Here is a 24977-nt window from a genome sequence, read left to right as displayed (position 1 = left end):
GCACGCACAATGACCGAGGACATCAAAAAGGGACTGGCCGGCGTCGTGGTGGACTACACCGCGATTTCCAAGGTCAACCCGGAGACCAACTCGTTGCTCTACCGTGGCTACCCGGTACAGGATCTGGCCGCGGCTAAGTCCTTCGAAGAAGTGGCGCTACTGCTGTGGAACGGTGAATTGCCCAGCGAAGTGGAATGCTCGGAATTTTGCGCCTTCGAGCGCGCCAACCGGGCCCTGGACTCGCGCGTCAAGGCGGCGATCGACCTCTTGCCGGTAGACTGCCACCCCATGGATACCGCGCGCACCGCGGTGTCGGTCATCGGGGCGAACCACCCGCTGGCCTCGGATTCTTCCCCGGAAGCCGAACTGCGCAAGGCCAAGGAACTGTTCGCGGCCTTCCCGGCCGTGGTCGCCTATGATCAGCGCCGGCGGCGCGGGCTCGAGCTCGTCGAACCGCGCGAGGATCTGAATTATGCCCAGAACTTCCTGTGGATGACCTTCGGGGAGGAGGCCGCCGAAGAGGTTGTCGACGCCTTCCGCGTCTCGATGGTGCTCTACGCGGAGCACTCCTTTAACGCCTCCACCTTCGCGGCCCGTGTCATCACCTCGACGCTGGCGGATCTGCATTCGGCCGTCACCGGCGCCATCGGTGCCTTGAAGGGCCCGCTGCATGGCGGGGCCAACGAAGCGGTGATGCACACCTTCGACGAGATCGGTATCGATAAGAACGAATCCCGTGAAGAGGCGGCCGCCCGCGCCAAGGCGTGGATGGAGAAGGCGCTGAGTGAAAAGAAGAAGGTGATGGGCTTCGGCCACCGCGTCTACAAGCACGGCGATTCCCGGGTGCCGACCATGAAGGCCGCCCTCGACCGCATGATCGAGTACTACTCGCGCGACGAAATCCTCGGTCTCTACGACGGGCTGCAGGTGGCCATGGACGAGGCCAAGGGAATCCAGCCGAACCTGGATTACCCGGCCGGTCCGACCTACCACCTGATGGGTTTCGACACCGAGATGTTCACTCCGCTGTTCATCGCCGCGCGCATCACCGGCTGGACCAGCCACATCATGGAGCAGCGGGCGTCAAATGCGCTCATTCGTCCGCTCTCGGCCTATAACGGTCCGGAGCAGCGCTCGTTCTAACCGCTCCGACAGATGCGGTCCGCGCCCCTGCTTCGGGGTGCGGGCCACATCTGTTTAACGCGCGGCGGAGGCGATGATTTGGAAGGAACCGCCCTCACGGTCGGCCACCGTGGCCAGCCGCCCAAAGGGGGAATCCATGGGGCCATCCAACAACGCGCCGCCGAGTTCGATCACCCGTTCCACCCCGGCGTCGACATCGTCGCACTGGAAATAGACCCGCCAGTAGGAACCGGCCGAGGCGGGCAGGAAACCGGCGGCGTCGCAGAGCCCGGCGGTGGCTTCGCGTTCCGGTCGATTCGTCACATAGTTTAAGCCGCCTTCGATTTCGGCAGGCTCCCAGCCCAGGGTCTGCCGGTAGAACTCCACATCGGCCGCGTACCCCTGACTCATCTGTTCGAACCAGACCGGGGTGCCCTGGGTTGCTTCGGCACCGAAACCGGCGAATTCGTCCCGCTGCCACAATCCCACGCTGGCCCCCGAAGGGGTCGCTACCCGTGCCATGGTGCCTAATTCGCCAACCGGCATGGCCTCGTCGAGCACCATGCCGCCGGCGGCCGGGACCTGCGCAAGAAGCTCCTCGAGGTGCTCCGCGGCCAAATACACATTCCAGCCCACGGGTTCCTGCGGGGCGCCGGGTTGCGGTCCCGCGGCACCGCCGATCATCGTGCCATCGGGCGTGGACAGCATCTGGTAGTGGCCGAAATCCTCGCCCATGTCCTCGCTACGCCAGCCGAAAAGCCCCGCGTAAAACTCGGCAAATTCCTTGGGGTCACGATATGCGAGATCGATCCATACTGGGTCGCCGACGCGTGCCATCTTCTCTCCCTCGACGCAGTGCTGTGTGCTCCGTCCATCATGCACCGGCGGAGATGGCTTGGCTAGGGGCCGCCCGCCGCGGAACTACCAGAGTTCGAAGTCGACCCCGTCGACCTGCACGTTATCGGTGGCCATCTGCACGGTGGCGGTGAAGCGCTCCCCCGCCAGGATCCGTGGCAGCCATCGGGCGGCGTCCTGCCACATGCGCTGCACCGGCAACTCATCGGTGCCGAACCACTGGGGGCGCAATTCCACAGTGGAGGTCAGCTCGCCGCGGAAGCGGCTGGCGGCAAAGACCTGGCAGTCCATGTCGGCAAGCGGTTGAGCGGGGAACCGGAAACGAATGGTGGCCACATGAGTCAGGTCCTCGGTGGAAACCTGGTAGCCGGTTTCTTCCTGTAGCTCGCGGGCCGCGGCCTGTACCGGCAGTTCGCCGGGTTCCAGCTTCCCGCCTGGGGCCACCATATTCCCGGCTCCGAACCCACGGAGCTTGAGGCCAAGGAGCACTTCTTGGCGCCCCGGAGTGGTATCGCGGGTCAACAGGGTCAGCGCGACAGGCTGCGGCGGCCGGGTCATCGGCGGTACTCCCCCTCGATGCTCGGGTTGATCTGCGGTGTTACCTTAGCGGGCACGGGGATGTGCCTGTAGGTAAGCGTCGCGCAGCGTGGCAATGGTGACCTTAGTGTAAAGCTGGGTCGTGGTGACCGAAGCATGCCCCAACAGTTCTTGAACCACACGCACGTCGGCCCCACCCTGCAAGAGGTGGGTGGCAAATGAATGACGCAGGGTATGCGGAGAGATTTCCACCCCGAGTTCGGCCTGCTTCGCGGCCTTGTTCAGCAGCAACCACACCGACTGGCGCGAGAGCCGTCCACCGCGCTGATTCACGAAGAGCGCCGGGGTGCCTTTGCCCTTGGCCACCAGCCCGGGTCGGGCCCGGACCAGATACTCGTCAAGGGCGGTGCGCGCGTAGCTGCCCACCGGCACCAGCCGCTGTTTCGATCCCTTACCGGTCAGGCGCACCACGTCGCGTTCGGCCAAATGCAGATCGTCGACGTCCAGCTCGATCAGCTCGGTGATGCGAGCCCCGGTGGAATACAGCAGTTCGACAATGGCCCGGTCCCGAAGAGCCGCCGGCGTATCGCCGGTCACTGCTTCGAGCAGCGCGGTGACCTGATCGATGTCGATAGCTTTGGGCAGGGCCTGGGGGTAGGCCGGGGGCTGGACCTCGCGGGCCGGATTCGGCAGGCAGGTACCCTCGAGTTCCCAGAACTTGTGAAGCTGGCGCAAGGCCACGGTATGACGAGCAACAGAGCGCGCCGAGAGGGCCGGCTGCTCCGCGGTGCCACGGGCCAGCTGCTGCAAATAACCGGTGACCGCCTCCGGCGTGATGCCGCCGGGGCTGCGAATGCCGCGCTCGGTCAATGCCCCGAGATAACGAACCAGGTCCCTGCGGTAGGAGGCCAAGGTGTTCGCGGCCAGACCGCGTTCAATGCCCACATGTTGCAGGTACTCACGTAGCGCGGAGGCATGATCAGCCGGCAGGTCTTCCAGGCGCCAGCTAGTTCTCGCGGCGAAGGCGGAACCCTCGGAGGCAGGTTCGGACGGCATGGGGGTCACGAAAACGCTTAACGGTAGTTTGGGTGTGCGGTGAACTCTGCGTTGGCCGGGCGCAGGGATGCGTAGCCTGCATCGCGTGCGGCACTGGCAGCCAGTACTCCGGCGATGGCGGCCGGGTTGTGGATGCGCCCGTCGAGTATCGCCTTGACGGCCTGCTCCAGGGGCACCCACGCGAATTGCATTTCTGCTTCCTCGTCGGTGCGCTCATGACGCTGATCTTCGGCCACCAACTGCGGTTCGCGGGCCAAGAAGATGCGTATCGCTTCGGAGGAAGACCCCGGAGAAAGGAACAGGTCGGTCAACACCGACCACTGTCCGGCGGTGCGGTCGGCCTCTTCCCAAAGTTCACGCTGCGCCGCAGCCAACGGTGGTTCTCCGGCCACGTCAAGCAGTCCGGCGGGAAGCTCCCATAACCGCATGCCCACCGGATGGCGGTACTGGTTGATGAGCAAGACCCGGTCCTGGTCATCGAGTACGACCACGCACACGGCCCCGGGATGCTCGATGTAGTCTCGCTCGATAACCGGGCCGTCTTCGGAAAGCTCCACGGAGTCGTGGAGCACGTTCCAGATACGTCCCTCATAGACGGTTTCACGCGCCAGTACCTGACGTTCCGAGATCTCGTCACCGAAGACGTTCTCGGTTGCCTCCGAGTTTTGCTGTGACTGCATCATGTTCCTTTTCGCGGGGTGAGGGCACATTCAATGGGCCTAGAAAGCACGGCGGCCCGCCGAAGAGAACTTCGACGGGCCGCTAGACATTTGCTACTTCGCGCCGCGTACTTCCAGCGCCGCGTTCACCAAACCGGCGAACAGCGGGTGCGGACGCGTCGGGCGGCTGGACAGCTCGGGGTGAGCCTGCGTCGAGACGTAGTACGGGTGCGTCTCGGCGGGCAGTTCAACGAACTCGACCAAGCTACCGTCCGGAGAGGTACCGGCGAAGACCAGACCGGCTTCTTCCAGCTGCTCACGGTAGGCGTTGTTGACCTCATAACGGTGACGGTGACGTTCGGCCACCTCGGTGCGACCGTAGGTAGTGGCGATCACCGACCCTTCGGCAAGCTTTGCGTCGTAGAGACCCAGACGCATGGTGCCACCCAAATCGCCCTGACCATCGACGATGGCCAGCTGCTCTTCCATGGTCGCGATCACCGGAACCGGGCTCTGGGGATCGAACTCCGTGGACGAGGCCCCTTCGAGTCCGGCCACATTGCGGGCGTACTCGATCACCATGGACTGCAGGCCAAGGCACAGGCCCAGGGTCGGGATCTTGTTCTCACGGGCAAACTTGAGAGCGCCGAGCTTACCTTCGAGGCCGCGGATGCCGAAGCCGCCGGGCACGCAGATTGCGTCGACGTCGGAGAGCTCGGTACGTGCGCCGGACTCGGTCGCGCAATTATCCGATGGGATCCAACGGATCTCCACCTTCGCGTCATTGGCGAAGCCGCCGGCCTTCAGTGCCTCGGTCACCGATAGGTAGGCATCGGGCAGGTCGATGTATTTGCCGACCAGCCCCACGGTGACATGGTGCTTCGGGTTGTGCACCACATCGAGCAGGCGGTCCCAATCGTCCCAGTCCACGTCGCGGAACTTCATGTCGAGGGTCTGCACGATGTAGGCGTCGAGGCCCTGGGCGTGAATAACCTTCGGGATGTCGTAGATGCTCGGGGCGTCGGGGCAGTTAATGACTGCCTCTGCGTCCACATCGCAGGTGCGGCCGAGCTTGGCACGCATCTCGTCCGGGATCGGACGATCCGAGCGGATCACTAGCGCCTCGGGCTGGATACCGATGGAACGCAGCGCGGCAACGGAGTGCTGCGTCGGCTTGGTCTTCAGCTCGTGGCTCGGGCCAATGAACGGCACCAACGAAACGTGCACAAAGAATGCGTTCTTGCGCCCAATGTCCTGACGGACCTGGCGGGCGGCTTCGAGGAATGGCTGCGATTCGATGTCGCCGACGGTGCCACCAATTTCGGTGATGATCACATCCGGGGCGGTTTTGCCGGCCCCTGGTTCGGTGGCTGCCAAGCGCATACGACGCTTAATTTCGTCGGTGATATGCGGGATGACCTGAACGGTGTCGCCCAGGTATTCGCCGCGGCGCTCACGTTCGAGAACGGTGGAGTACACCTGACCGGTGGTTACGTTGGCGCTACCGGGGAGGTTCTCATCCAAGAAGCGTTCGTAGTGTCCGATGTCGAGGTCGGTTTCCGCACCGTCGTCGGTCACGAAGACCTCGCCGTGCTGGAAGGGGTTCATGGTCCCCGGGTCCACGTTCAAGTAGGGGTCGAGCTTCTGCATGGTCACGGAAAGACCACGGGCTCGAAGTAGATGTCCAAGGCTGGATGCCGTCAATCCCTTACCCAGGGAAGAGGCCACACCACCGGTGACGAAGATATGCTTTGTCGTTTCAGACGACCGGGAATCACGAGAAGTATTACGCTGCACCACGGGATTTCATCCTATCACCAACTTGGATTCGAACACTACGAGAAACTCTACGGCACCTCGGCCATGGCGGAGAACAAACTTCACATTCCGGCACCCGACGCGGCGGACACGGGATCGCTCAGCGACGGCGGAACACGGTCCCGTTCCTCGCATTTGGCGCGGAAACACTGGGGTGTCTCGCCATGGGTGATGGCACCGACTGCCGGGGAGCAACGCATGTGCCCTCCGGCAGTGAGCATGGATTCCGCTCCGGGTGGCAGCCCAGAAGGTGCCGGATATTACAGCGCGGCCACCAGCTGGCGGGCCGATTCGAGGAGCTCTTCGGCGTGGGCGCGGGCCGTGTCGGAGTCCTCCTGGCCGGCGAGCATGCGCGCGAGCTCTTGGACCCGTTCGTCGTCGGCCAACTGCACCACATCGCTAGCGGTGAAGCCCGCTTCCCCGGCGCCACCCTTGCCGGAACTCTTGATCACCCGAATGTGATTGTTGGCGTAGGCCGCCACCTGAGGCAGGTGCGTGACCACGATGACCTGCACGTGCTTAGCCAGCATCGCCAGTCGTTCCCCGATGCTCACCGCGGCCTTGCCGCCGACTCCGGAATCCACCTCATCGAAGACGAAGGTAGGCACCGGATCCACGGCGGCCAACACCACCTCGATGGCCAGCATGACACGGGACAGCTCGCCGCCGCTGGCTCCCTTGCCGAGGGCGCGTGGGGCGGCCCCGGGATGCGGCGCCAACATCATATTCACCGCGTCCTGCCCGAAGGCACCGGGCTCTTCGAGTTCGGTGAGCTCGATGACCAGCTTGGCATCGGGCATCGCCAACGCGGTCAGTTCGTCGCTGACTCGACGTGACAGCGTTGCCGCAGCCTTGGCGCGAGCCGCGCTGAGTTCCGCGGCCAGCGAGCCTACGGTCTGCTCCAGCTCGGTCACTTGGAGTTCCAACTCCTCGATCCGGTTCGAGTCGTCGCCAAGCTCCTCGAGACGGCGAGCCGAGGATTCGGCCCAGGCGAGCACCTCATCAACACTCGGTGCGTATTTGCGGACCAGTTTGCTCAATTCGGCACGCCGCGATTCGATCTGGGCCAAGCGTTCGGGCCCTTCCTCGTCCAGATCGGCGAGATAGCCAGACATATCGCTGGAAAGCTCCGAGGCGAGAATCCCTAGCTCGGCGGCCCGCTCGGCAAATCCGGCCAAGGCCGCGTCATCGCCACTGGCCTGCGCCAGAACGCCGCGCGCCGACTCAATCAGAGTGGAAATTCCTGGGTTCTCGAAGTCTTCCGAGTCGATAAGCGATCGAGCCTGTGTGGCGGCGGTTCGCAACGATTCCACATTGCCCAGTTTGATGGACATCTCGCGTAGCGATTCGTCCTCCCCCGGCTGTGGGTCGACCGCCTCAATTTCGGCCAGCGCCAACCGCAGATTCTCGGCCTCGCGCACCCGGTCACGGGACTCCTGTTTCAGGGTGGTCAGTTCCTTGCTGGAGGAACGCCACTGCCGGTAGGCGCGCTGGTAACGACTCAGGGTACGTCCGAAGCCGGTTCCGGCGAAGCGATCCAGGGCGTCACGTTGCGCGGCGGGCTCCTTGAGTCGGATCTGATCCGACTGGCCATGGACCGCCACCAACTCTTGGCCAAGCTCCGCGAGCAGGCCGACCGGGGCGCTACGTCCACCGATGGTGGCTTTGGAACGTCCCGCGGCGGACAACGAACGGGTTAACAGCAGTTCGCTGTGGGCTTCGTCTTGGTCGATAAATGCTCCGGCATGGCTGGCCGCTTCGAGCACCGGGTGATCGTGCTCTAGGTGTATGACAGCTTCGGCCAAGGCGTGCTTGGCCCCGGTGCGCACGGCGCCGGCGTCAGCGCGGCGCCCCAAGAGCAAGGCAAGTGCGGTGATGACCATGGTCTTACCCGCGCCGGTTTCACCGGTGACAACGGTCAGCCCGGGTCCAAGCGGCAAGGTCGCCTGGGAAATCACGCCCAGGTTCGAGATCGAAATTTCCTGAATCAAGGCGTGCTCCTAGTTGCTGGTGCGCGTCGAATCGTCGTGCCCGATCAAAGGTGGGCCGGGCTCGTCCTTATGCTGCGGTTCCACCACGTGGACCGCCGGGGACAGGAACGGCAAGGACTGCGTGGCCTGACGGCGCAGATCTCCGCGAGCTGGGCCGCGCCACCCCTGGATGGGTAGCTCAAACTTGTTGACCAGTCGCTCGGAGAACGGGATGGTGCTCAAGCGGGCCAGTTTCACCGGAGTGTCGCTGCGGGTTGCCTCGACACGAGCTCCGGGCGGCAGGTCCACGGTACGGCGGCCGTCGCACCAGAGCACGGCTTCGGCGTCGGTGCGGGTAAGAATTTCCACGGCCATGATCGAGGTCGGGGCGATAACCATCGGCTTGGCAAAGAGTGCGTGCGCGCTAATCGGCATCATGATCAAAGCCGAGACCTCCGGCCAGACCACCGGGCCGCCGGCGGAAAAGGCGTAGGCCGTCGATCCGGTCGGGGTCGCCATCACCACGCCATCGCAGCCGAAGGTGGAAATCGGACGGCCATCGACCTCGATCACCACTTCGATCATGCGCTCGCGGTTGGCCTTTTCCACCGCTGCCTCGTTCAGCGCCCAGGTCTGTCCGAGGCAGACATTCTCGCGCCACACGCTGACCTCGATGGCCATGCGTTCCTCGACGGTGTAGTCCCCTGCCACCAGTTGGCGGACCGTACTGGCTAATTCGCTGGATTCGGCCTCGGCCAAGAATCCCACGTGCCCCAGGTTGACGCCCACGAGGGGCAAGTCTGCGGAACGCACCATTTCAGCGGCGCGCAGCACCGAACCATCGCCACCGAGCACCACGCCGAGGTCAACATCGTCCAGGGTGCAATCCTCATCGAGGATATGCACCGGGATATGTTCGGCATCGTGGTCTGCCGCGGCGGCCATCACGGCCTCTTGGTCGGCCTTGCGCATCACCGGGACAACCCCGGCTTCATAGAGCAGGGCGCTGGTCTCGATGGCGGCGGCAATCGCGTCTTTTCGTCCCGTGTGGGTGAAGATTAGAATGCGGCGCACGGCGCGGGGCCCCTCTCAGTCTGGTTACGCCCGGCAGATAGCCAGGCCGCGGAGCGTCCGTGGCCAGCCATCGCCAAGCAGTTCATCACTAAGAATAGTCAACGGAACCGAACATTTGTTCCATTAAGCCCGTCTGTGGACCTGGTGCCGTGGATTTTTGGAACCAGACGAAGAATTCAACATTGCCGTCCTGCCCGGGTAGCTGGCTGCGTCCCAGCCCGGCCAAGCCGAGCCCAACCTGCAACGCTGCCTGTACCACCTGCTCCACGGCACTACGGCGCAACTCCGGCGAGCTCACCACGCCGGTTTTACCCACATGTTCCCTGCCGACCTCAAACTGCGGTTTGACCATCAACAGCAGGTCACCGCCCGCCCGGGTGGCCCCGGCTAACGCCTCGAGCACGAGCCGGAGGGAAATAAAGGATAGGTCTGCAACCACCAAATCGACTTCACCGCCGATATCCGCGGGGTCCAGGTAGCGCACGTTCAGCCCCTCGTGCACGCTCACGCGCTCGTCAAAACGAATTTCGTCGACAAGTTGTCCATGTCCGACATCGACCGCCACCACGTGGGCGGCTCCGCGACGAAGCAGTACATCGGTAAATCCACCCGTGGAGGCCCCTGCGTCCAGCGCGCGAACCCCGGCGGGATTCAATGAGCCGAAATGGTCCAGTGCACCGGCGAGTTTATGACCGGCTCGTGAAACGTACTGGGTGGAGCTATCCTGCGCGACGCTGATCGGGATCTGCGCGGCAATCTTTTTGGACGCCTTGGTGGACGGGTGCCCGTCGACCTGCACGAGACCCGCCTCAATGAGTTTGGCGGCCTCGGTCCGGGAGCGTGCCAGACCGCGCGCCACCAACTCCATATCGAGCCGATTCATGCCCCACGCTCCGTGCTTTTCAGTGCCTGCTGCAATCCGGTGAGAAGTTGCTCGTAGCGGGCGGGATGCTCGGTCACATCCAATCCCGCAAGTTCCTGAAGGCGTTGCTCAATCGAGGCATCGCTTGGCGGCTCGGCACCCGACCCGGGTGGGCCGGGCACCGGGGGCACGCTAGTCATCGGGCGCCCGCCCGCAGAGTGGACAGCGACTGGCTGGTGAATTCCACGGTCGGGTCATTCGCCTCATCGCTATGCGGATGAGCCAACCACCAGGCGTTGCACGCCGCGCGCCAGGAGTCGAGGTCGCTGTCGTTTCCGGTGACCAAGACGCGGTCATCCTGCACGCGGGCCACTGCCTCGCCCACCTGTACGCCATGACCCAGCACCTGGATGGTGGGGTATGGCTGATAAAGCTCAGACAAGGAGCGAATCAGATACTTTGGACGTTCCTCGGCCGGGGCGCCGAGCGCTTCACGCGGCGAATCGACCCCGGTCAGCACGAGTGCCGAGGAAAAACCGGCCCGGTTGGCACCTAAAATATCGGTGTCCAACCGGTCGCCAACCACCAGGGGACGACGCGAGTCGGTGCGTTCGGCTGCTCGCCGGAACAGGTACGGCTCCGGCTTGCCGGCCACGAGCGGGTTCACCCCGGTGGCGCGGTGCACGCACGCCACCAGCGAACCGTTGCCCGGGGCAATGCCCTCGGCACGCGGAATGGTCAGGTCGGTATTCGTCGCCACCCAACGGGCACCGCGCGCGATCGCAAAACTGGCTTCGGAAAGGTGCCGCCAAGACACGTCGGGGTCGAAACCCTGGATGACCGCGTCCGGCTCATCGGTGTGCGACTCGACAACCTCCATGCCACGAATGGATACGCATTCGCGCAGGTAGGGCGAGCCGACAACCAGCACCTTGGCTTCCGGGTTGAGCTCGCGAGCGAGCATCTCGGCGCCGGCATCGGCCGAACCAAACACTTGCTCGGCGGTCGTATTCACCCCGAGCTGGCGCAGGTGAACCGCTACCGACATCGGCGAACGTCCCGCGTTATTCGTCACGAAGGCCAACGAAACTTCGATCTCCGCGAGCGTATTCAACGCCTCCACTGCGCCATCAATGGCCTGCGGGCCGGCATACACCACACCATCTAGGTCGGCCAGGACCGCGTCATACCCCGAAATCAGCATGCGTGCTCATACCTCTTAGTTCGTCTCGGACTGCTCGTCGGTTGACGGAACTTCGTTCAGCCCGTCTTCCTCGTCAATCCCCTGCTCGCCAGTCTTGTCCGAGGCTACCAAATCATCTTCGTCGGCGGACTGCTCCGCCGCTGCATCGGCGTCGTTAGCAGACTCCTCAGCTTCCACCAGATCCTTGGCGCGCGGAGTCTGCTCTTCCTCGTCCATTTCCGGAGCAAGGTCGATGATGAAGGAGTCCATCGAGTTATCCACGCCGAGTGCTTCTTCGGCCACGGCGACCTGAGCGTTCCAGCGCTTTGCTTCCTCGGCACGACCGACGGTCGAAAGCAGGTCGGCGTAGGCGGTGAACAGGCGCGGGCTGTAGCTGTAGGCGCGGTTGAAGTCCAGCTGCGGCAGTGCTTCAAGCTCGGCCACGGCCTTATCCAGCTGTCCGAGGTCGGCGTAGGCACCGGCGACCACCATATGCATCTCGACGCGCATCGCCACCGGCAATTCGCTGAGGTCTTCCTCGCGGGCCATTTCAATGGCCTTCTGCGGACGACCCATGCCGCGCAATGCATCGGCGATCAACGCTACGTTCTCATTCGAACCGCTGATGCGGCGGTGGGTGCGCAATTCGCGCACAGCGTCGGCAAATCGCTCGGCGTGGTACGCGGCAATGCCCACTGCTTCACGAACTACTGCCACGCGACCGCCGCGACGGGATGCAGCCATCGTGTGCTGGTAGGCAAGCTCAGGGTCGACGTCGAGGAGACGGCCGGCCATCACCAGGTGCTTGGCCACCCAACCGCGGTTGCGGTCATCGAGGTAACGCAACTGCGCCAGGGTCACCTTGTCTAGTTCCTTGCCGGTGACATCCTCATCGATATCCGGGGATGCATCGCGGTCTGCGCGGTTGGAAATGCGCAGGTCGCCTGGGTTGTGGGCACGGTACTGCTCGGTGGCCGGAGTCTCATCGTCGCGGCGTCCTGCCGAGCGCTTGAAGCCGTCCTTGCCGCGCTGGCCATCGCGCTTCTTGAACCCGCCATCACGGCGGTCATCGCGACGCTTGAAGTCTCCGCCGCGGTTGTCCTCACGACGGTCGCGGTTGAATCCACCCTCACGGCGCTCACCCCGGTCGTCACGACGCTTGAAGTCGCCGTCTCGGCGGTCGTTGCGACGGAAGTCTCCGCCGCGGTTGTCGTCGCGGCGGTCGCGGTTGAATCCACCCTCACGGCGCTCACCCCGGTCGTCACGACGCTTGAAGTCACCGTCGCGACGGTCGTTCCGACGGAAATCGCCACCACGGTTGTCGTCGCGGCGGTCGCGGTTGAATCCACCCTCACGGCGCTCACCCCGGTCGTCACGACGCTTGAAGTCACCGTCGCGGCGGTCGTTGCGACGGAAATCGCCACCACGGTTGTCGTCGCGACGGTCGTTACGGCGGAAGTCTCCGCCGCGGTTGTCGTCGCGGCGGTCGCGGTTGAAGCCACCTTCGCGGCGCTCACCTCGGTCGTCGCGACGCTTGAAGTCACCGTCGCGACGGTCGTTCCGACGGAAATCGCCACCACGGTTGTCGTCGCGGCGGTCGCGGTTGAAGCCGCCCTCGCGGCGCTCACCTCGGTCATCCCGACGCTTGAAGTCACCACCGCGGTTGTCGTCGCGGCGATCGTTGCGACGGAAATCTCCGCCACGGTTGTCGTCACGGCGGTCGCGGTTGAAGCCACCTTCGCGACGTTCACCGCGATCATCGCGACGCTTGAAGTCACCATCACGGCGGTCATTGCGACGGAAGTCCCCGCCACGGTTGTCGTCACGGCGGTCGCGGTTGAATCCGCCCTCACGGCGTTCACCGCGATCATCGCGACGCTTGAAGTCACCATCACGGCGGTCATTACGGCGGAAGTCTCCGCCATTATCGTTGCGGCGGAAACCGGACTTGCCGGCCTCCCCTCGTCCCTTACCTGAGCTGTCGCGATAATCGTTAGCCATACCCTTTGAATTCCTCTCAGCGGGTAAAAGACGATCCCGCAAACGTTCGCTTCCGGCTTGGGCCGGTCGCTTCCCTATTCATAAATCTCTGATGGCGCATTGCGCCAAGCACTCATTCCAGTCTACGGGGGCCAGCCCAGTTGAAAAACAGATCTGGCTAAAGTGTGTGCAGACACTCAGAACCTTAGACTCTCAACGCCGAGATGAAAGACTCTTCGAGCGAGTGCAAGTGCATCATCATAACTCGTCAATACCCTTGGCCAGAAGGGCGCTTACTATTTCCGCTACTGAAGGTTCCCCCTTTAGACCAGAGTCTGATTGATACAGACGGCAGGCCAGGCTTTCAACGGACGTATCCTTGTCGAACAGATCGATTCCGTTAAGAAGAATGGTGGGAGACGCCACTCGCGGCGTTGAGTGTACCGACGTTTTTCCTGTTTGCACTTCTTCAATAACAGCTACGTCATCAGAGCGGTTCAGCTGCGCCAGCGCGGCACGTACGTTCGCAATCGCCAGTTGGTAGTTCGGGCAATCGGGGGTGTACAGCACGTGAATCTTCATACGTTCAGTATGCCGAATAAACAACCCACGGTTCCGCGAGCCAACATACCCGCAAGCGATCACGCTCTAAAAACAACTGGCAATAGACCTAGCTGCTCGTTATTTCTGTTGGTTAAACGGGTGAGGCCCTAACACACACTGTGTGTTAGGGCCTCAAACCACATCATAAGTTTAGTCCGGCGGCGTCCTACTCTCCCACACCCTCACGAGTGCAGTACCATCGGCGCAGTGGGCCTTAGCTTCCGGGTTCGGTATGGGACCGGGCGTTTCCCCCACGCTATGACCGCCGTAACAGTCTCGAAGCACAAAAGTGTTACCGATACAACCTGCCCCACACACGCACACGCGTGTGTTTGGGGGGTTGTTGTCTCGTAACCGTATAGTGAACGCGAACAAAACCTTGTTTTTCAAAGGATCGTTATGTTGTGTGTTGTAAGTCATCGGCCTATTAGTACAGGTCAGCTACACAAGTCTTTAGTCCTTGCTTCCACATCCTGCCTATCAACCCAGTGGTCTAGCTGGGGGCCTCACACACTCAAGGTGCATGGAAATCTCATCTCGAAGCAGGCTTCCCGCTTAGATGCTTTCAGCGGTTATCCCTTCCAAACGTAGCTAATCAGCGGTGCACTTGGCAGTACAACTGACACACCAGAGGTTTGTCCGTCCCGGTCCTCTCGTACTAAGGACAGCCCTTCTCAAATTTCCAACGCGCGCAGCGGATAGGGACCGAACTGTCTCACGACGTTCTAAACCCAGCTCGCGTACCGCTTTAATGGGCGAACAGCCCAACCCTTGGGACCTACTCCAGCCCCAGGATGCGACGAGCCGACATCGAGGTGCCAAACCATGCCGTCGATATGGACTCTTGGGCAAGATCAGCCTGTTATCCCCGAGGTACCTTTTATCCGTTGAGCGACGGCCCTTCCACGAGGTGCCGCCGGATCACTAGTCCCGACTTTCGTCCCTGCTCGAGCTGTCACTCTCACAGTCAAGCTCCCTTGTGCACTTACACTCAACACCTGATTGCCAACCAGGCTGAGGGAACCTTTGGGCGCCTCCGTTACATTTTGGGAGGCAACCGCCCCAGTTAAACTACCCATCAGGCACTGTCCCTGAACCAGATCATGGTCCGAAGTTAGGTGACCGATACAGCCAGAGTGGTATTTCAACGATGACTCCACCCAAACTAGCGTCTGAGCTTCACAGTCTCCCACCTATCCTACACAAGCTGCACCGAACACCAATACCAAACTATAGTAAAGGTCTCGGGGTCTTTCCGTCCTGCTGCGCGTAACGAGCATCTTTACTCGTACTGCAATTTCGCCGAGTTCATGGTTGAGACAGCGGGGAAGTCGTTACTCCATTCGTGCAGGTCGGAACTTACCCGACAAGGAATTTCGCTACCTTAGGATGGTTATAGTTACCACCGCCGTTTACTGGGGCTTAAATTCTCCGCTTCGCGCCAAAGCACTAACGAGTCCTCTTAACCTTCCAGCACCGGGCAGGAGTCAGTCCGTATACATCGTCTTGCGACTTCGCACGGACCTGTGTTTTTAGTAAACAGTCGCTTCCCCCTGGTCTCTGCGGCCCACACCCGCTCAAGAGAGTAAATCTCCGTCACGAGGCAGGCCCCCCTTCTTCCGAAGTTACGGGGGCATTTTGCCGAGTTCCTTAACCATGATTCTCTCGATCGCCTTAGTATTCTCTACCTGATCACCTGTGTCGGTTTAGGGTACGGGCGGACTTGAACCTCGCGCCGATGCTTTTCTAGGCAGCATAGGATCACCGAATCACCCCACCAAAGGGGCGCCTATCAGGTCTCAGAAACATGAGCGGCGGATTTGCCTACCACTCTTCCTACACCCTTGGACCAGGTCAATTCCATTGCCTGGCTCGGCTACCTTCCTGCGTCACACCTGTTAATACGCTGACCTCACAACATCGGTTCCCAGCCCATCCACCACACCAGCACCTCGAAAGGCACTGAGCACGGTCTCAGAGGTGGTTAGCATCCGTCGCTACGGTATGGGCGGTTCTTCGCCGGTACGGGAATATCAACCCGTTGTCCATCGACTACGCCTGTCGGCCTCGCCTTAGGTCCCGACTAACCCAGGGCAGATTAGCTTGACCCTGGAACCCTTGATCATTCGGCGGACGGGTTTCTCACCCGTCATTCGCTACTCATGCCTGCATTCTCACTCGTATAGCGTCCACCGCTGGTTTACACCGCGACTTCACCCGCTATACGACGCTCCCCTACCCATCCAAACGCTCGATCGAAACCAAGCAAATATTTGAATGACGCAACTTCGGCGGTGTGCTTGAGCCCCGCTACATTATCGGCGCGGAATCACTTGACCAGTGAGCTATTACGCACTCTTTCAAGGGTGGCTGCTTCTAAGCCAACCTCCTGGTTGTCACAGCAACTCCACATCCTTTCCCACTTAGCACACGCTTAGGGGCCTTAGTTGGCGTTCTGGGCTGTTTCCCTCTCGACTATGAAGCTTATCCCCCACAGTCTCACTGCTACGCTCTCACTTACCGGCATTCGGAGTTTGGCTAAGGTCAGTAACCTTGTAGGGCCCATCGCCTATCCAGTAGCTCTACCTCCGGCAAGAAACACGTAACGCTGCACCTAAATGCATTTCGGGGAGAACCAGCTATCACGAAGTTTGATTGGCCTTTCACCCCTACCCACAGCTCATCCCCTCCATTTTCAACTGAAGTGGGTTCGGTCCTCCACACGCTCTTACACGCGCTTCAACCTGGCCATGGGTAGATCACTTCGCTTCGGGTCTAGACCGTGCCACTCAAACGCCCTATTCAGACTCGCTTTCGCTACGGCTACCCCACACGGGTTAACCTCGCGACACAGCACTAACTCGCAGGCTCATTCTTCAAAAGGCACGCCATCACAAAACAAGTTTGCTCTAACGGATTGTAAGCACACGGTTTCAGGTACTATTTCACTCCCCTCCCGGGGTACTTTTCACCATTCCCTCACGGTACTGATTCACTATCGGTCATCAGGTAGTATTCAGGCTTACCAGGTGGTCCTGGCAGATTCACACAAGGTTTCACGGGCCCCGTGCTACTCGGGCATCCACACAAGAACGGCAGCACGCATTACACCTACGGGACTATCACCCTCTATGGTCCGGCATTCCAACCGATTCACCTATACGCCTGCACCTCATCCCACCAGCGTAGATAGAACTGGTAACGTGCGGACCCCACAACACCGATGATGCAACGCCTATCCGCTATCACACACCAACCGGTTTAGCCCCATCCGCGTTCGCTCGCCACTACTAACGGAATCACTATTGTTTTCTCTTCCTGCGGGTACTGAGATGTTTCACTTCCCCGCGTTCCCTCCACACAGCCTATACATTCAGCTGCAGGTCACACCACATAACATGGTGCGGGGTTTCCCCATTCGGAAATCCTGGTCTCAACGTCCGGTTATCGACTCCACCAGGCTTATCGCAGATTCCCACGTCCTTCATCGGCTCCTGATGCCAAGGCATCCACCGTGCGCCCTTAAAAACTTCAACACAAATCAAAGTCCTCAAAAATGAGCAACAAAAACAATCAACAAAATCACAAAACAACCCACCAACAACACCATCAGGACAACAGTGCCATCAGCAACCCACCCACACAAAGGGGGCAGGAAAAAGGGTCATCTTATAAGATGCTCGCGTTCACTATACAGTTCCCAAACAACAACCCCACACCCACCGACCACACACCCACCAAGGGGTACGCGTCCAACAGACACAGGAAACACCGAAACACCAAACCCAAAGGCTTGTTGCTTCAAAACCCAACAGCATGCCAAACCACACCAGCACCACCGGCCAACACCACGATTCCAACCACACCAACACCACACCCCACCACAGTGGAGCGAAGCAACGGCACGGCGTACTACGCACGCATCAACCAACAGCACCAAGCACAGCCAACACCCCACACCACCCCACCAACGGGGCGCCACAGGATGCCGCGATTCATTGATATTCCACCCATGAGCAACCCGCCTGCCAACACTCGTGACAGAAACAGGCAACCATAATGGTTTAGCTCCTTAGAAAGGAGGTGATCCAGCCGCACCTTCCGGTACGGCTACCTTGTTACGACTTAGTCCCAATCGCCAGTCCCACCTTCGACGACTCCCCCCACACAAGGTGGTTAGGCCATCGGCTTCGGGTGTTACCAACTTTCGTGACTTGACGGGCGGTGTGTACAAGGCCCGGGAACGTATTCACCGCAGCGTTGCTGATCTGCGATTACTAGCGACTCCGACTTCATGGGGTCGAGTTGCAGACCCCAATCCGAACTGAGACCGGCTTTTAGGGATTAGCTCCACCTCACAGTATCGCAACCCATTGTACCGGCCATTGTAGCATGCGTGAAGCCCAAGACATAAGGGGCATGATGATTTGACGTCATCCCCACCTTCCTCCGAGTTGACCCCGGCAGTCTCCCATGAGTCCCCACCATTACGTGCTGGCAACATGGAACGAGGGTTGCGCTCGTTGCGGGACTTAACCCAACATCTCACGACACGAGCTGACGACAACCATGCACCACCTGTGAACCAGCCCCGAAGGGAAACCCCATCTCTGAGGCGGTCTGGCACATGTCAAGCCTTGGTAAGGTTCTTCGCGTTGCATCGAATTAATCCGCATGCTCCGCCGCTTGTGCGGGCCCCCGTCAATTCCTTTGAGTTTTAGCCTTGCGGCCGTACTCCCCAGGCGGGGCACTTAATGCGTTAGCTACGGCGCGGAAAACGTGGAATGTCCCCCACACCTAGTGCCCAACGTTTACGGCATGGACTACCAGGGTATCTAATCCTGTTCGCTCCCCATGCTTTCGCTCCTCAGCGTCAGTAAATGCCCAGAGACCTGCCTTCGCCATCGGTGTTCCTCCTGATATCTGCGCATTTCACCGCTACACCAGGAATTCCAGTCTCCCCTACATCACTCTAGTCTGCCCGTACCCACCGCAGATCCAAGGTTGAGCCTTGGACTTTCACGGCAGACGCGACAAACCGCCTACGAGCTCTTTACGCCCAATAAATCCGGATAACGCTTGCGCCCTACGTATTACCGCGGCTGCTGGCACGTAGTTAGCCGGCGCTTCTTCTGCAGGTACCGTCACTTTCGCTTCTTCCCTACTGAAAGAGGTTTACAACCCGAAGGCCGTCATCCCTCACGCGGCGTCGCTGCATCAGGCTTTCGCCCATTGTGCAATATTCCCCACTGCTGCCTCCCGTAGGAGTCTGGGCCGTGTCTCAGTCCCAGTGTGGCCGGTCACCCTCTCAGGCCGGCTACCCGTCGTCGCCTTGGTGAGCCATTACCTCACCAACAAGCTGATAGGCCGCGAGTCCATCCCTCACCGATAAATCTTTCAACCACCCACCATGCGGTGAACAGTCATATCCGGTATTAGACCCAGTTTCCCGGGCTTATCCCAGAGTCAGGGGCAGGTTACTCACGTGTTACTCACCCGTTCGCCACTAATCCCCAAGTGCAAGCACCTGGTTCATCGTTCGACTTGCATGTGTTAAGCACGCCGCCAGCGTTCATCCTGAGCCAGGATCAAACTCTCCATAAAAAAATAAAAAGCCGCTAGAACCCTTCGGAAAATAAAGGCGAACCAGCGTACATCCTGGCGAATAAAAAACACTCGGAACAACACACGGGGGTGCATCATTCCAAGCAAAATGTTATGTATTCACCAAATAAATAAACATTCGGTATCAACAAACTTGGCACACTATTGAGTTCTCAAACAACAAACACTCTCGACACCACACCCACCCACTATCACGGGTGACTGCTTCGCTTCGGAGCAACTTCCCCAGCCTACCACCACCCCGAGTCGGACGCAAATCCGAACCGGTGAGCAGTTCCTGACTGGAAGCTCATCAACCGGTGAACACCTCGTGAAATCCGTGGTGGCCGTTCCGGCGACAGAGAAAAACTATACACGGATTCCAGAGCAACGCAAAACCGGGCAACTCCCGCCGATGAGCTAGATAAATCCGATCTGACTAGGCGTTTATCCGATGAGACATAAAACCCGCTAGATTTTGTGTGCTGCTTCACAAAATCTAGCGGGTTTTTGTTGCTACTCGGGCGCTCTAGCCGGCCAGTTCAACGACGGCCATGTTCTTCTTACCGCGCCGAACCAGTGCATACCGACCGTGCAAGAAATCATCGGCCGACAGTTCACTGTCAATGCCCTCAACCTTCTGGTTGTTAACGTAGGCACCGCCTTCGGACACGGTTCGCCGTGCCTCGGACTGCGACTTGCTCAAACCCGAGGTCGTGAGCACCGAAAGAATATTCAGGCTTTCGGCTTCCACGGTGGCCCGTGGCAATTCAGCAATTACCGACTGCAAGGTTTCCAGATCAATACTCTGCAATTCGCCATTGCCAAAAACAGCTGCCGAAGCATCAATAACCTTCTGCGTTGCTTCCTCGCCATGTACCAGCGAAGTAACAGCCCACGCCAATTCGCGCTGCGCCTTGCGCTGGTGCGGACGCTCGGCAACCTCAACGGCCAAGGTCTCGATCTCTTCGCGCGTCATGAAGGTAAAGACCTTCAGACGATCGATCACATCGGCGTCGGCGGTGTTCAGCCAGAACTGGTAGAAGGTGTACGGGCTGCACATCTCCGCGTCCAGCCAGATCGCGTTACCTTCGGACTTACCAAACTTGGTGCCATCCGAGTTGGTAATCAGCGGTGTGCCGTAGGCATGCACATGCTTGGCGTCCACCTTGCGAATCAGCTCGGTGCCGCTGGTGAGGTTGCCCCACTGATCCGAACCACCGGTCTGCAAGGTGCAGTCGTAGAGTCGGTTTAGCTGCAAGTAGTCGTAGCCCTGCAGCACCTGGTAGCTGAACTCGGTGTAGCTAATTCCCTCTTCGGAGTTCAGGCGCGCGGCGACGATCTCTTTCTTGATCATCGTGCCAACACGGAAGTACTTTCCAATATCGCGCAGGAAGTCCAGGGCGCTCACGTTTGCGGTCCAGTCGAGGTTATTGACCAGACGTACGGCGTTATCCCCCTCGGCCGACAGGAAGCGCGAGACCTGATCCTGAAGCTTCGCCACCCATTCGGCGACGGTCTCCTTGGTATTCAGGGTACGCTCAGCAGTCTGCCGCGGGTCGCCGATCAGACCGGTCGAACCGCCGACGAGGGCCAATGGCTTGTGACCGGCCAGCTGCAGTCGGCGCATATTCAAAAGCTGTACGAGGTTGCCCAGGTGCAACGACGGCGCAGTGGGGTCAAAGCCGCAATAGTAAGTGATCGAATCCTCGGCAAGGGTTTTCTCCAGCGCGGTTTCATCGGTGGAAACGTGGACCAGTCCACGCCATTTCAATTCCTGCCAGATATTCTCGAACGACGGATCATTACTTTGTCCCGCAAGAACGGGATTCTGCTTCAGCTCAGACACCCTTCAAGAGTAGCAAAATCCCACCGACGCCAACGCCACCACTAGGCAGCATGACGACGGTGGGACAACAAGCGGTGGCGGGATGCTAACTACGCACCGGCTGCAGCCCGGCAGGCAATGGTTGCGAGTGCAGCACGTGCAGCCGGGTGGTGGCTCGAGTCATCGCCACATACAGGTCACCGACGGTCCCATCCACCTCGGCTACCAGTTCGGACGGTTCGACCACCAGCACGCCATCGAATTCCAAGCCCTTGGATTCACGGGCCGAAATCACCACAAGATCCTGCGTGAGCCCACCAGAGCCGGTGCCTACGCGCGAGCCATACTCCTGGGCGATCCGTTGACGGAACTCGACCAATCGATGCGCCGGGACAATAACCGCCTGCAACCCGCCCGCCGTGTGCTCAAGTTCGCCGGGCAGAGCACCTAGGACCGCGTCGGCAAGGGTCTTGGTCGGCGCGATCTCATCTTCGCTGTCCACGCTGGTGAACACCGGGCTGAAGTCGCCTTCACGCACGGAACTGGTTTTGGTGATTTGCAGGCCAGCGGCACGCGCCATCGACTCCGCGGCCCGCGCGATCTGCGCCGGTGTGCGGTAGTTGACCGTGAGCTCTTCGAGGTGGAACCGGTCCTGCAGGAATGGCTCAAGGGCCTGCGCCCACGATTGCGCACCAGAGGCGGCCGAGGTCTGCGCAATATCCCCCACAATGGTCAGCGATTTCATGGGGCAACGACGCATCAGCAGATGCCACTGCATCGGCGAGAGCTCCTGCGCTTCGTCCACCACAATATGGCCGTAGGCCCACGTCCGGTCCGAGAGCGCCCGGTCGGCGGCCGAAAGGTGAGCCGCCGTCTCCTGATTAATCCCGGCGAGCATCTCGGCATCGACGATTCCATCAATACCGGCATTGGCCAGCATCGTGTCCATATTCTGCAGTGCCGCCTTGGCGTTCTCGACGTCGCGACCGTACTGCTCTTCGTCCGGCAGACTGCTGGGATCGATGTAGTCGCCCAACAGCTCGGCGGCCTCGTCGAGCAAGGGCACGTCGGCTTCGGTAAAGGGTTCACCGACCGGGCGGAACAGCGCGTCGCGTTCGGCTTCGGTCAAATGCGGTGCGGCGGCAGCCAACAGATGCGGTTGCGCCCACAGCTCGGAGACCAGTCGTTGCGGGCTCAGCGGCATCCAGCAGAGGTTCAGCGCCACCCGCACGTCGGCGGACTCGCGCACCTCCTGTGGCAGGTAGGAACGGTCGGCGGTGTTGCCGTTGCCCGAGGACTCCTCGAGTTTCGTTTGCAGTTGCTCGACCAGCTCCCCCACCAGGGTTTTCACGAAGATCTCACGGGCCTGGTTATGTGGCTTGCGGCTATGCCGTGCCCGCTCGCGGGCGTGCCGCACCATCCGCGGGGTGAGGGTCAAGAGCGTGCCTTCGACGTTGAGCAGTCGATCTTCGTGCAGTAGACGCTGTCGATTGCGCACCGCGGCGGCGATCACCTTACGCATCTCGAGGCGGCCCTTGATGCGGGCGACGTTCCGGTCGGTTTCCGGGATCGCCTGAACGCCGGGGAACAGATCCGCGAGCGAGGACATTACCACGCCGGTTTCACCCAGCGAGGGCAGCACGCGTTCGATGTAGCGCATAAACGAATGCGAGGGGCCGACGATGAGCACGCCGGCATTGCGCAGACGCTCGCGGTATTCATAGAGCAGATAGGCCGCACGGTGCAGCGCCACGGCGGTTTTGCCGGTACCCGGCCCGCCTTGAACGACGACCGCTCCGGCGAGCTCACGGCGGATGATGGCATCCTGTTCGGCCTGAATCGTGCCGACAATATCTCCCATGCGCCCGGTGCGCTTCTCGCGCAGCGCCGAGAGCAGGGCACCCTCGCCGTGGAAGGTGTGACCCTCATCCAGCCAGGTGGCGTCCAGAACGTCATCTTCGATCCCGGCCACGGCGCGCGATTTCAAGATGAGGTGACGGCGCCGGCGTACCCCGCGCGGGTTGAGCGCGGTGGCCTGATAAAACGGGGCTGCTTCGGCGGCGCGCCAGTCGACCAGCAACCGGTTCAGCTCCTCATCGGTCAGGCCGATACGACCGATATACCGTGGGGTGCCACCGTTCTGCGCGGCCTTTGCGTCGAGGTCCAAGCGGCCGAAAACCAAACGATCTTCCACGGCGTCGAGCTGGGCAATGCGATCCTCGTAGAGCGTGGCAAAGGAGTCACGCTCTGATTGGTTCTGGAAGCTACCAACGGCGCCGGTGGCGCGTGTGCGTTCGAGCTGTTCAACTTTCTCGGCACGCAGCTCATCTAACCGCGCGTATAACTTGCCGACATATTCCGATTCGGACCGCAAATCCTTCTCGATCGACCCCGCCATCTAGGCTCCCTCCCGCACTGACCTGCCGTTAATTCCGGACAGATCATCCTACGCCCTCTGCGGTACCGGTGGGTAATCGCCCCTAGCGAACGACGTACTCACTAGACCTTTTGCAAGGACACCAACTTAGTTTCCGGCAGTTGCGCCCGTCCGTTGAGCTCTTCCAGCTCGAGGACCACGCCAATGCCGGCCACCTGCGCGCCGGCCAGTTCCAGCAGACGCAGCGCCGAGCCAACCGTGCCACCGGTGGCCAAGACATCATCGAGCACCAGCACCCGGGTGCCCGGTTTGAACTCATCGCGATGGATCTCCAGAGACCCGGAGCCATATTCCAGGCTGTAGTCGTCGCGGAAGGTTTCGCGTGGCAATTTACCGGCCTTGCGGATGGTGAGCATTCCGGTACCTGATGCGTAGGCCGCGGCGGCGGCCAAGACAAAGCCCCGAGCTTCGAGCCCGGCCACCAGGTCAAAGGTGCCGGCGAAGGGGGCGATCAGTTCGTCGACGATCCGCCGTAGCCCGGTTGGGTCGGCAAAAACCGGCGTCAGGTCCTTAAAGGAGATGCCCGGCGACGGGTAGTCCGGCACAACTGCACAGAGACGATCTAACAGGTCGATGATGCTTTCATTCTCAGCCACGAGGCTCAAGTCTACCGTTTACTACGGCCGTAACCTACGCGCGGACCTGCTCCTAGCGATCCATCAGTACCGTGGACGGCCACGGGTCGAGGTTCGGGAAGTCCGCAGAGTCTGCCGCGGCGGTGGCCTGCACCACTCCGGTGCTGGGGCGACCGGCCAGCCACGCGGCTAAATCGTAGTCGGTGCCGGTCAGCACCCACGAGCGATCGCCACCACCGAGTACGATCGGCTGCTTTCCGTGAGGCTGCAACACGATCCGATCACCGGGGGCAACGCGAGCCTTCAGGGCCCGCAACAGGTGATCGGTGAAGGCTTGCGGCCAGCTGGCGGCCGGGCGTACCGACGCATCGAGATCGGTGGCGTGAATCAGCATTTCGCGCCATACCGCATACACCATGTCGGCCACGGTGGCTGACGGCCGGTAGCCCACGGGCTGCTCCCACCGCTCTTCGAGGCCGGGCAGGCTCTCCCGGAGTGCGCCAAGGGACTCAATGGTCAACTCGGCAAGTTTTTCGGGACGCATCAGCGCCGTCATGTTGATCGCCTCAACGCGGCCGGCCATGCCACCGTCGTACATTTCCGGCGGGTTCTCGCTACCGGCGTGCTCAAATTGGCGCACGGCGGCCCGTGCCAGGGAATGCAGGTGGGCCACCAGCTGGGCGGTGCTCCATCCGGGCAGCGAGCTGGGCTGCGGATAGCGGGCAAGGTCGGTGGCGCGCAGTTGCGAAACCAGCTCGTCGATCGAGGTTTCGACCAGGGCCAGTAGCTCACTTGGCGGCAGTAGACGTGTCAT

The 24977-nt window shown here is 61.0% G+C and carries 18 protein-coding genes and 3 rRNA genes; 2 read left to right on the top strand and 19 right to left on the bottom strand.

The window, feature by feature from the left end:
* Positions 1-9: 9 nt before the first annotated feature.
* The gene (locus tag ACJD00_RS05745; protein ID WP_418908872.1) at positions 10-1143 is read left to right on the top strand and encodes a bifunctional 2-methylcitrate synthase/citrate synthase; all 1134 of its coding nucleotides are present in this window, start codon (positions 10-12) and stop codon (positions 1141-1143) included.
* Between the two features lie 54 nt (positions 1144-1197).
* On the opposite strand, the gene ACJD00_RS05740 is transcribed toward ACJD00_RS05745, so the two are convergent.
* The 11 genes from ACJD00_RS05740 to ACJD00_RS05690 form a co-directional block, all read right to left on the bottom strand.
* The gene (locus ACJD00_RS05740) at positions 1198-1959 is read right to left on the bottom strand and encodes a VOC family protein (protein ID WP_418908871.1); all 762 of its coding nucleotides are present in this window, start codon (positions 1957-1959) and stop codon (positions 1198-1200) included.
* 84 nt (positions 1960-2043) lie between these two features.
* Complete coding sequence (locus ACJD00_RS05735) at positions 2044-2535, bottom strand: 8-oxo-dGTP diphosphatase (protein ID WP_418908870.1); 492 nt, start codon at positions 2533-2535, stop codon at positions 2044-2046.
* 45 nt (positions 2536-2580) lie between these two features.
* The gene (locus tag ACJD00_RS05730) at positions 2581-3570 is read right to left on the bottom strand and encodes a site-specific tyrosine recombinase XerD (RefSeq protein WP_418908869.1); all 990 of its coding nucleotides are present in this window, start codon (positions 3568-3570) and stop codon (positions 2581-2583) included.
* A 17-nt stretch (positions 3571-3587) separates the two neighbouring features.
* A complete protein-coding gene (locus ACJD00_RS05725) occupies positions 3588-4253 on the bottom strand; it encodes an NUDIX domain-containing protein (RefSeq protein ID WP_418908868.1) in 666 nt (221 codons plus the stop codon).
* A gap of 90 nt (positions 4254-4343) precedes the next feature.
* Complete coding sequence (locus ACJD00_RS05720) at positions 4344-6029, bottom strand: CTP synthase (RefSeq protein WP_418908867.1); 1686 nt, start codon at positions 6027-6029, stop codon at positions 4344-4346.
* A gap of 278 nt (positions 6030-6307) precedes the next feature.
* Positions 6308-8038 carry a DNA repair protein RecN gene (recN, locus tag ACJD00_RS05715; protein WP_418908866.1) on the bottom strand — a complete coding sequence of 577 codons (1731 nt, stop codon included), beginning with the start codon at positions 8036-8038 and terminating at the stop codon, positions 6308-6310.
* A 9-nt stretch (positions 8039-8047) separates the two neighbouring features.
* Positions 8048-9091, bottom strand: coding sequence for an NAD kinase (locus ACJD00_RS05710; protein ID WP_309407949.1), 1044 nt, complete (start codon positions 9089-9091; stop codon positions 8048-8050).
* A gap of 88 nt (positions 9092-9179) precedes the next feature.
* Complete coding sequence (locus ACJD00_RS05705) at positions 9180-9974, bottom strand: TlyA family RNA methyltransferase (protein ID WP_418908865.1); 795 nt, start codon at positions 9972-9974, stop codon at positions 9180-9182.
* Positions 9971-10153 carry a hypothetical protein gene (locus ACJD00_RS05700; RefSeq protein WP_309407951.1) on the bottom strand — a complete coding sequence of 61 codons (183 nt, stop codon included), beginning with the start codon at positions 10151-10153 and terminating at the stop codon, positions 9971-9973. The genes ACJD00_RS05705 and ACJD00_RS05700 overlap by 4 nt, the downstream gene beginning before the upstream one ends.
* A complete protein-coding gene (locus ACJD00_RS05695) occupies positions 10150-11157 on the bottom strand; it encodes an HAD-IIA family hydrolase (protein ID WP_418908864.1) in 1008 nt (335 codons plus the stop codon). Before ACJD00_RS05695 ends, ACJD00_RS05700 begins: the two co-directional genes overlap by 4 nt.
* A gap of 15 nt (positions 11158-11172) precedes the next feature.
* A complete protein-coding gene (locus ACJD00_RS05690) occupies positions 11173-11997 on the bottom strand; it encodes a hypothetical protein (RefSeq protein WP_418908863.1) in 825 nt (274 codons plus the stop codon).
* 90 nt (positions 11998-12087) lie between these two features.
* Here ACJD00_RS05690 and ACJD00_RS05685 point away from each other — a divergent pair, with 90 nt between their 5' ends.
* The gene (locus ACJD00_RS05685; RefSeq protein ID WP_418908862.1) at positions 12088-13113 is read left to right on the top strand and encodes a hypothetical protein; all 1026 of its coding nucleotides are present in this window, start codon (positions 12088-12090) and stop codon (positions 13111-13113) included.
* Positions 13114-13374: 261 nt separating this feature from the next.
* Here ACJD00_RS05685 and ACJD00_RS05680 read toward each other — a convergent pair whose 3' ends face one another.
* The 8 genes from ACJD00_RS05680 to ACJD00_RS05645 all read right to left on the bottom strand — a co-directional run bounded on the left by ACJD00_RS05680 (position 13375) and on the right by ACJD00_RS05645 (position 24977).
* Positions 13375-13698, bottom strand: a complete 324-nt coding sequence (locus ACJD00_RS05680) for a hypothetical protein (RefSeq protein ID WP_418908861.1) — start codon at positions 13696-13698, stop codon at positions 13375-13377.
* A gap of 174 nt (positions 13699-13872) precedes the next feature.
* A 5S ribosomal RNA gene (rrf, locus tag ACJD00_RS05675) occupies positions 13873-13989 on the bottom strand.
* Between the two features lie 136 nt (positions 13990-14125).
* A 23S ribosomal RNA gene (locus ACJD00_RS05670) occupies positions 14126-17255 on the bottom strand.
* Between the two features lie 540 nt (positions 17256-17795).
* A 16S ribosomal RNA gene (locus ACJD00_RS05665) occupies positions 17796-19323 on the bottom strand.
* The 16S, 23S and 5S rRNA genes sit together here, the layout of an rRNA operon.
* 529 nt (positions 19324-19852) lie before the next feature.
* The gene (gene tyrS, locus ACJD00_RS05660; protein ID WP_418908860.1) at positions 19853-21172 is read right to left on the bottom strand and encodes a tyrosine--tRNA ligase; all 1320 of its coding nucleotides are present in this window, start codon (positions 21170-21172) and stop codon (positions 19853-19855) included.
* Positions 21173-21257: 85 nt separating this feature from the next.
* Complete coding sequence (locus tag ACJD00_RS05655; protein WP_418908859.1) at positions 21258-23549, bottom strand: HelD family protein; 2292 nt, start codon at positions 23547-23549, stop codon at positions 21258-21260.
* Positions 23550-23650: 101 nt separating this feature from the next.
* Positions 23651-24193: an adenine phosphoribosyltransferase gene (locus tag ACJD00_RS05650; RefSeq protein WP_418908858.1), complete on the bottom strand. Its 543-nt coding sequence runs from the start codon at positions 24191-24193 to the stop codon at positions 23651-23653.
* A gap of 43 nt (positions 24194-24236) precedes the next feature.
* Positions 24237-24977, bottom strand: a complete 741-nt coding sequence (locus ACJD00_RS05645; protein ID WP_418908857.1) for a maleylpyruvate isomerase family mycothiol-dependent enzyme — start codon at positions 24975-24977, stop codon at positions 24237-24239.

Origin of the sequence: Glutamicibacter endophyticus (assembly GCF_048457885.1) — a bacterium.
Classification (GTDB): Bacteria; Actinomycetota; Actinomycetes; order Actinomycetales; family Micrococcaceae; genus Glutamicibacter; species Glutamicibacter endophyticus.
The sequence above is the reverse complement of the archived record's forward strand: the minus strand, read 5'-3'. Positions and strand labels throughout refer to the sequence as shown.

Bases quoted from the DNA above. Each gene is read 5' to 3' on its own strand.
- ACJD00_RS05725 (WP_418908868.1), bottom strand. From the start codon at position 4,253: ATGATGCAGTCACAGCAAAACTCGGAGGCAACCGAGAACGTCTTCGGT.
- ACJD00_RS05700 (WP_309407951.1), bottom strand. From the start codon at position 10,153: ATGACTAGCGTGCCCCCGGTGCCCGGCCCACCCGGGTCGGGTGCCGAG.
- ACJD00_RS05730 (WP_418908869.1), bottom strand. From the start codon at position 3,570: ATGCCGTCCGAACCTGCCTCCGAGGGTTCCGCCTTCGCCGCGAGAACT.
- ACJD00_RS05645 (WP_418908857.1), bottom strand. From the start codon at position 24,977: ATGACACGTCTACTGCCGCCAAGTGAGCTACTGGCCCTGGTCGAAACC.
- ACJD00_RS05705 (WP_418908865.1), bottom strand. From the start codon at position 9,974: ATGAATCGGCTCGATATGGAGTTGGTGGCGCGCGGTCTGGCACGCTCC.
- ACJD00_RS05680 (WP_418908861.1), bottom strand. From the start codon at position 13,698: ATGAAGATTCACGTGCTGTACACCCCCGATTGCCCGAACTACCAACTG.
- ACJD00_RS05740 (WP_418908871.1), bottom strand. From the start codon at position 1,959: ATGGCACGCGTCGGCGACCCAGTATGGATCGATCTCGCATATCGTGAC.
- ACJD00_RS05745 (WP_418908872.1), top strand. From the start codon at position 10: ATGACCGAGGACATCAAAAAGGGACTGGCCGGCGTCGTGGTGGACTAC.
- ACJD00_RS05695 (WP_418908864.1), bottom strand. From the start codon at position 11,157: ATGCTGATTTCGGGGTATGACGCGGTCCTGGCCGACCTAGATGGTGTG.
- ACJD00_RS05655 (WP_418908859.1), bottom strand. From the start codon at position 23,549: ATGGCGGGGTCGATCGAGAAGGATTTGCGGTCCGAATCGGAATATGTC.
- ACJD00_RS05735 (WP_418908870.1), bottom strand. From the start codon at position 2,535: ATGACCCGGCCGCCGCAGCCTGTCGCGCTGACCCTGTTGACCCGCGAT.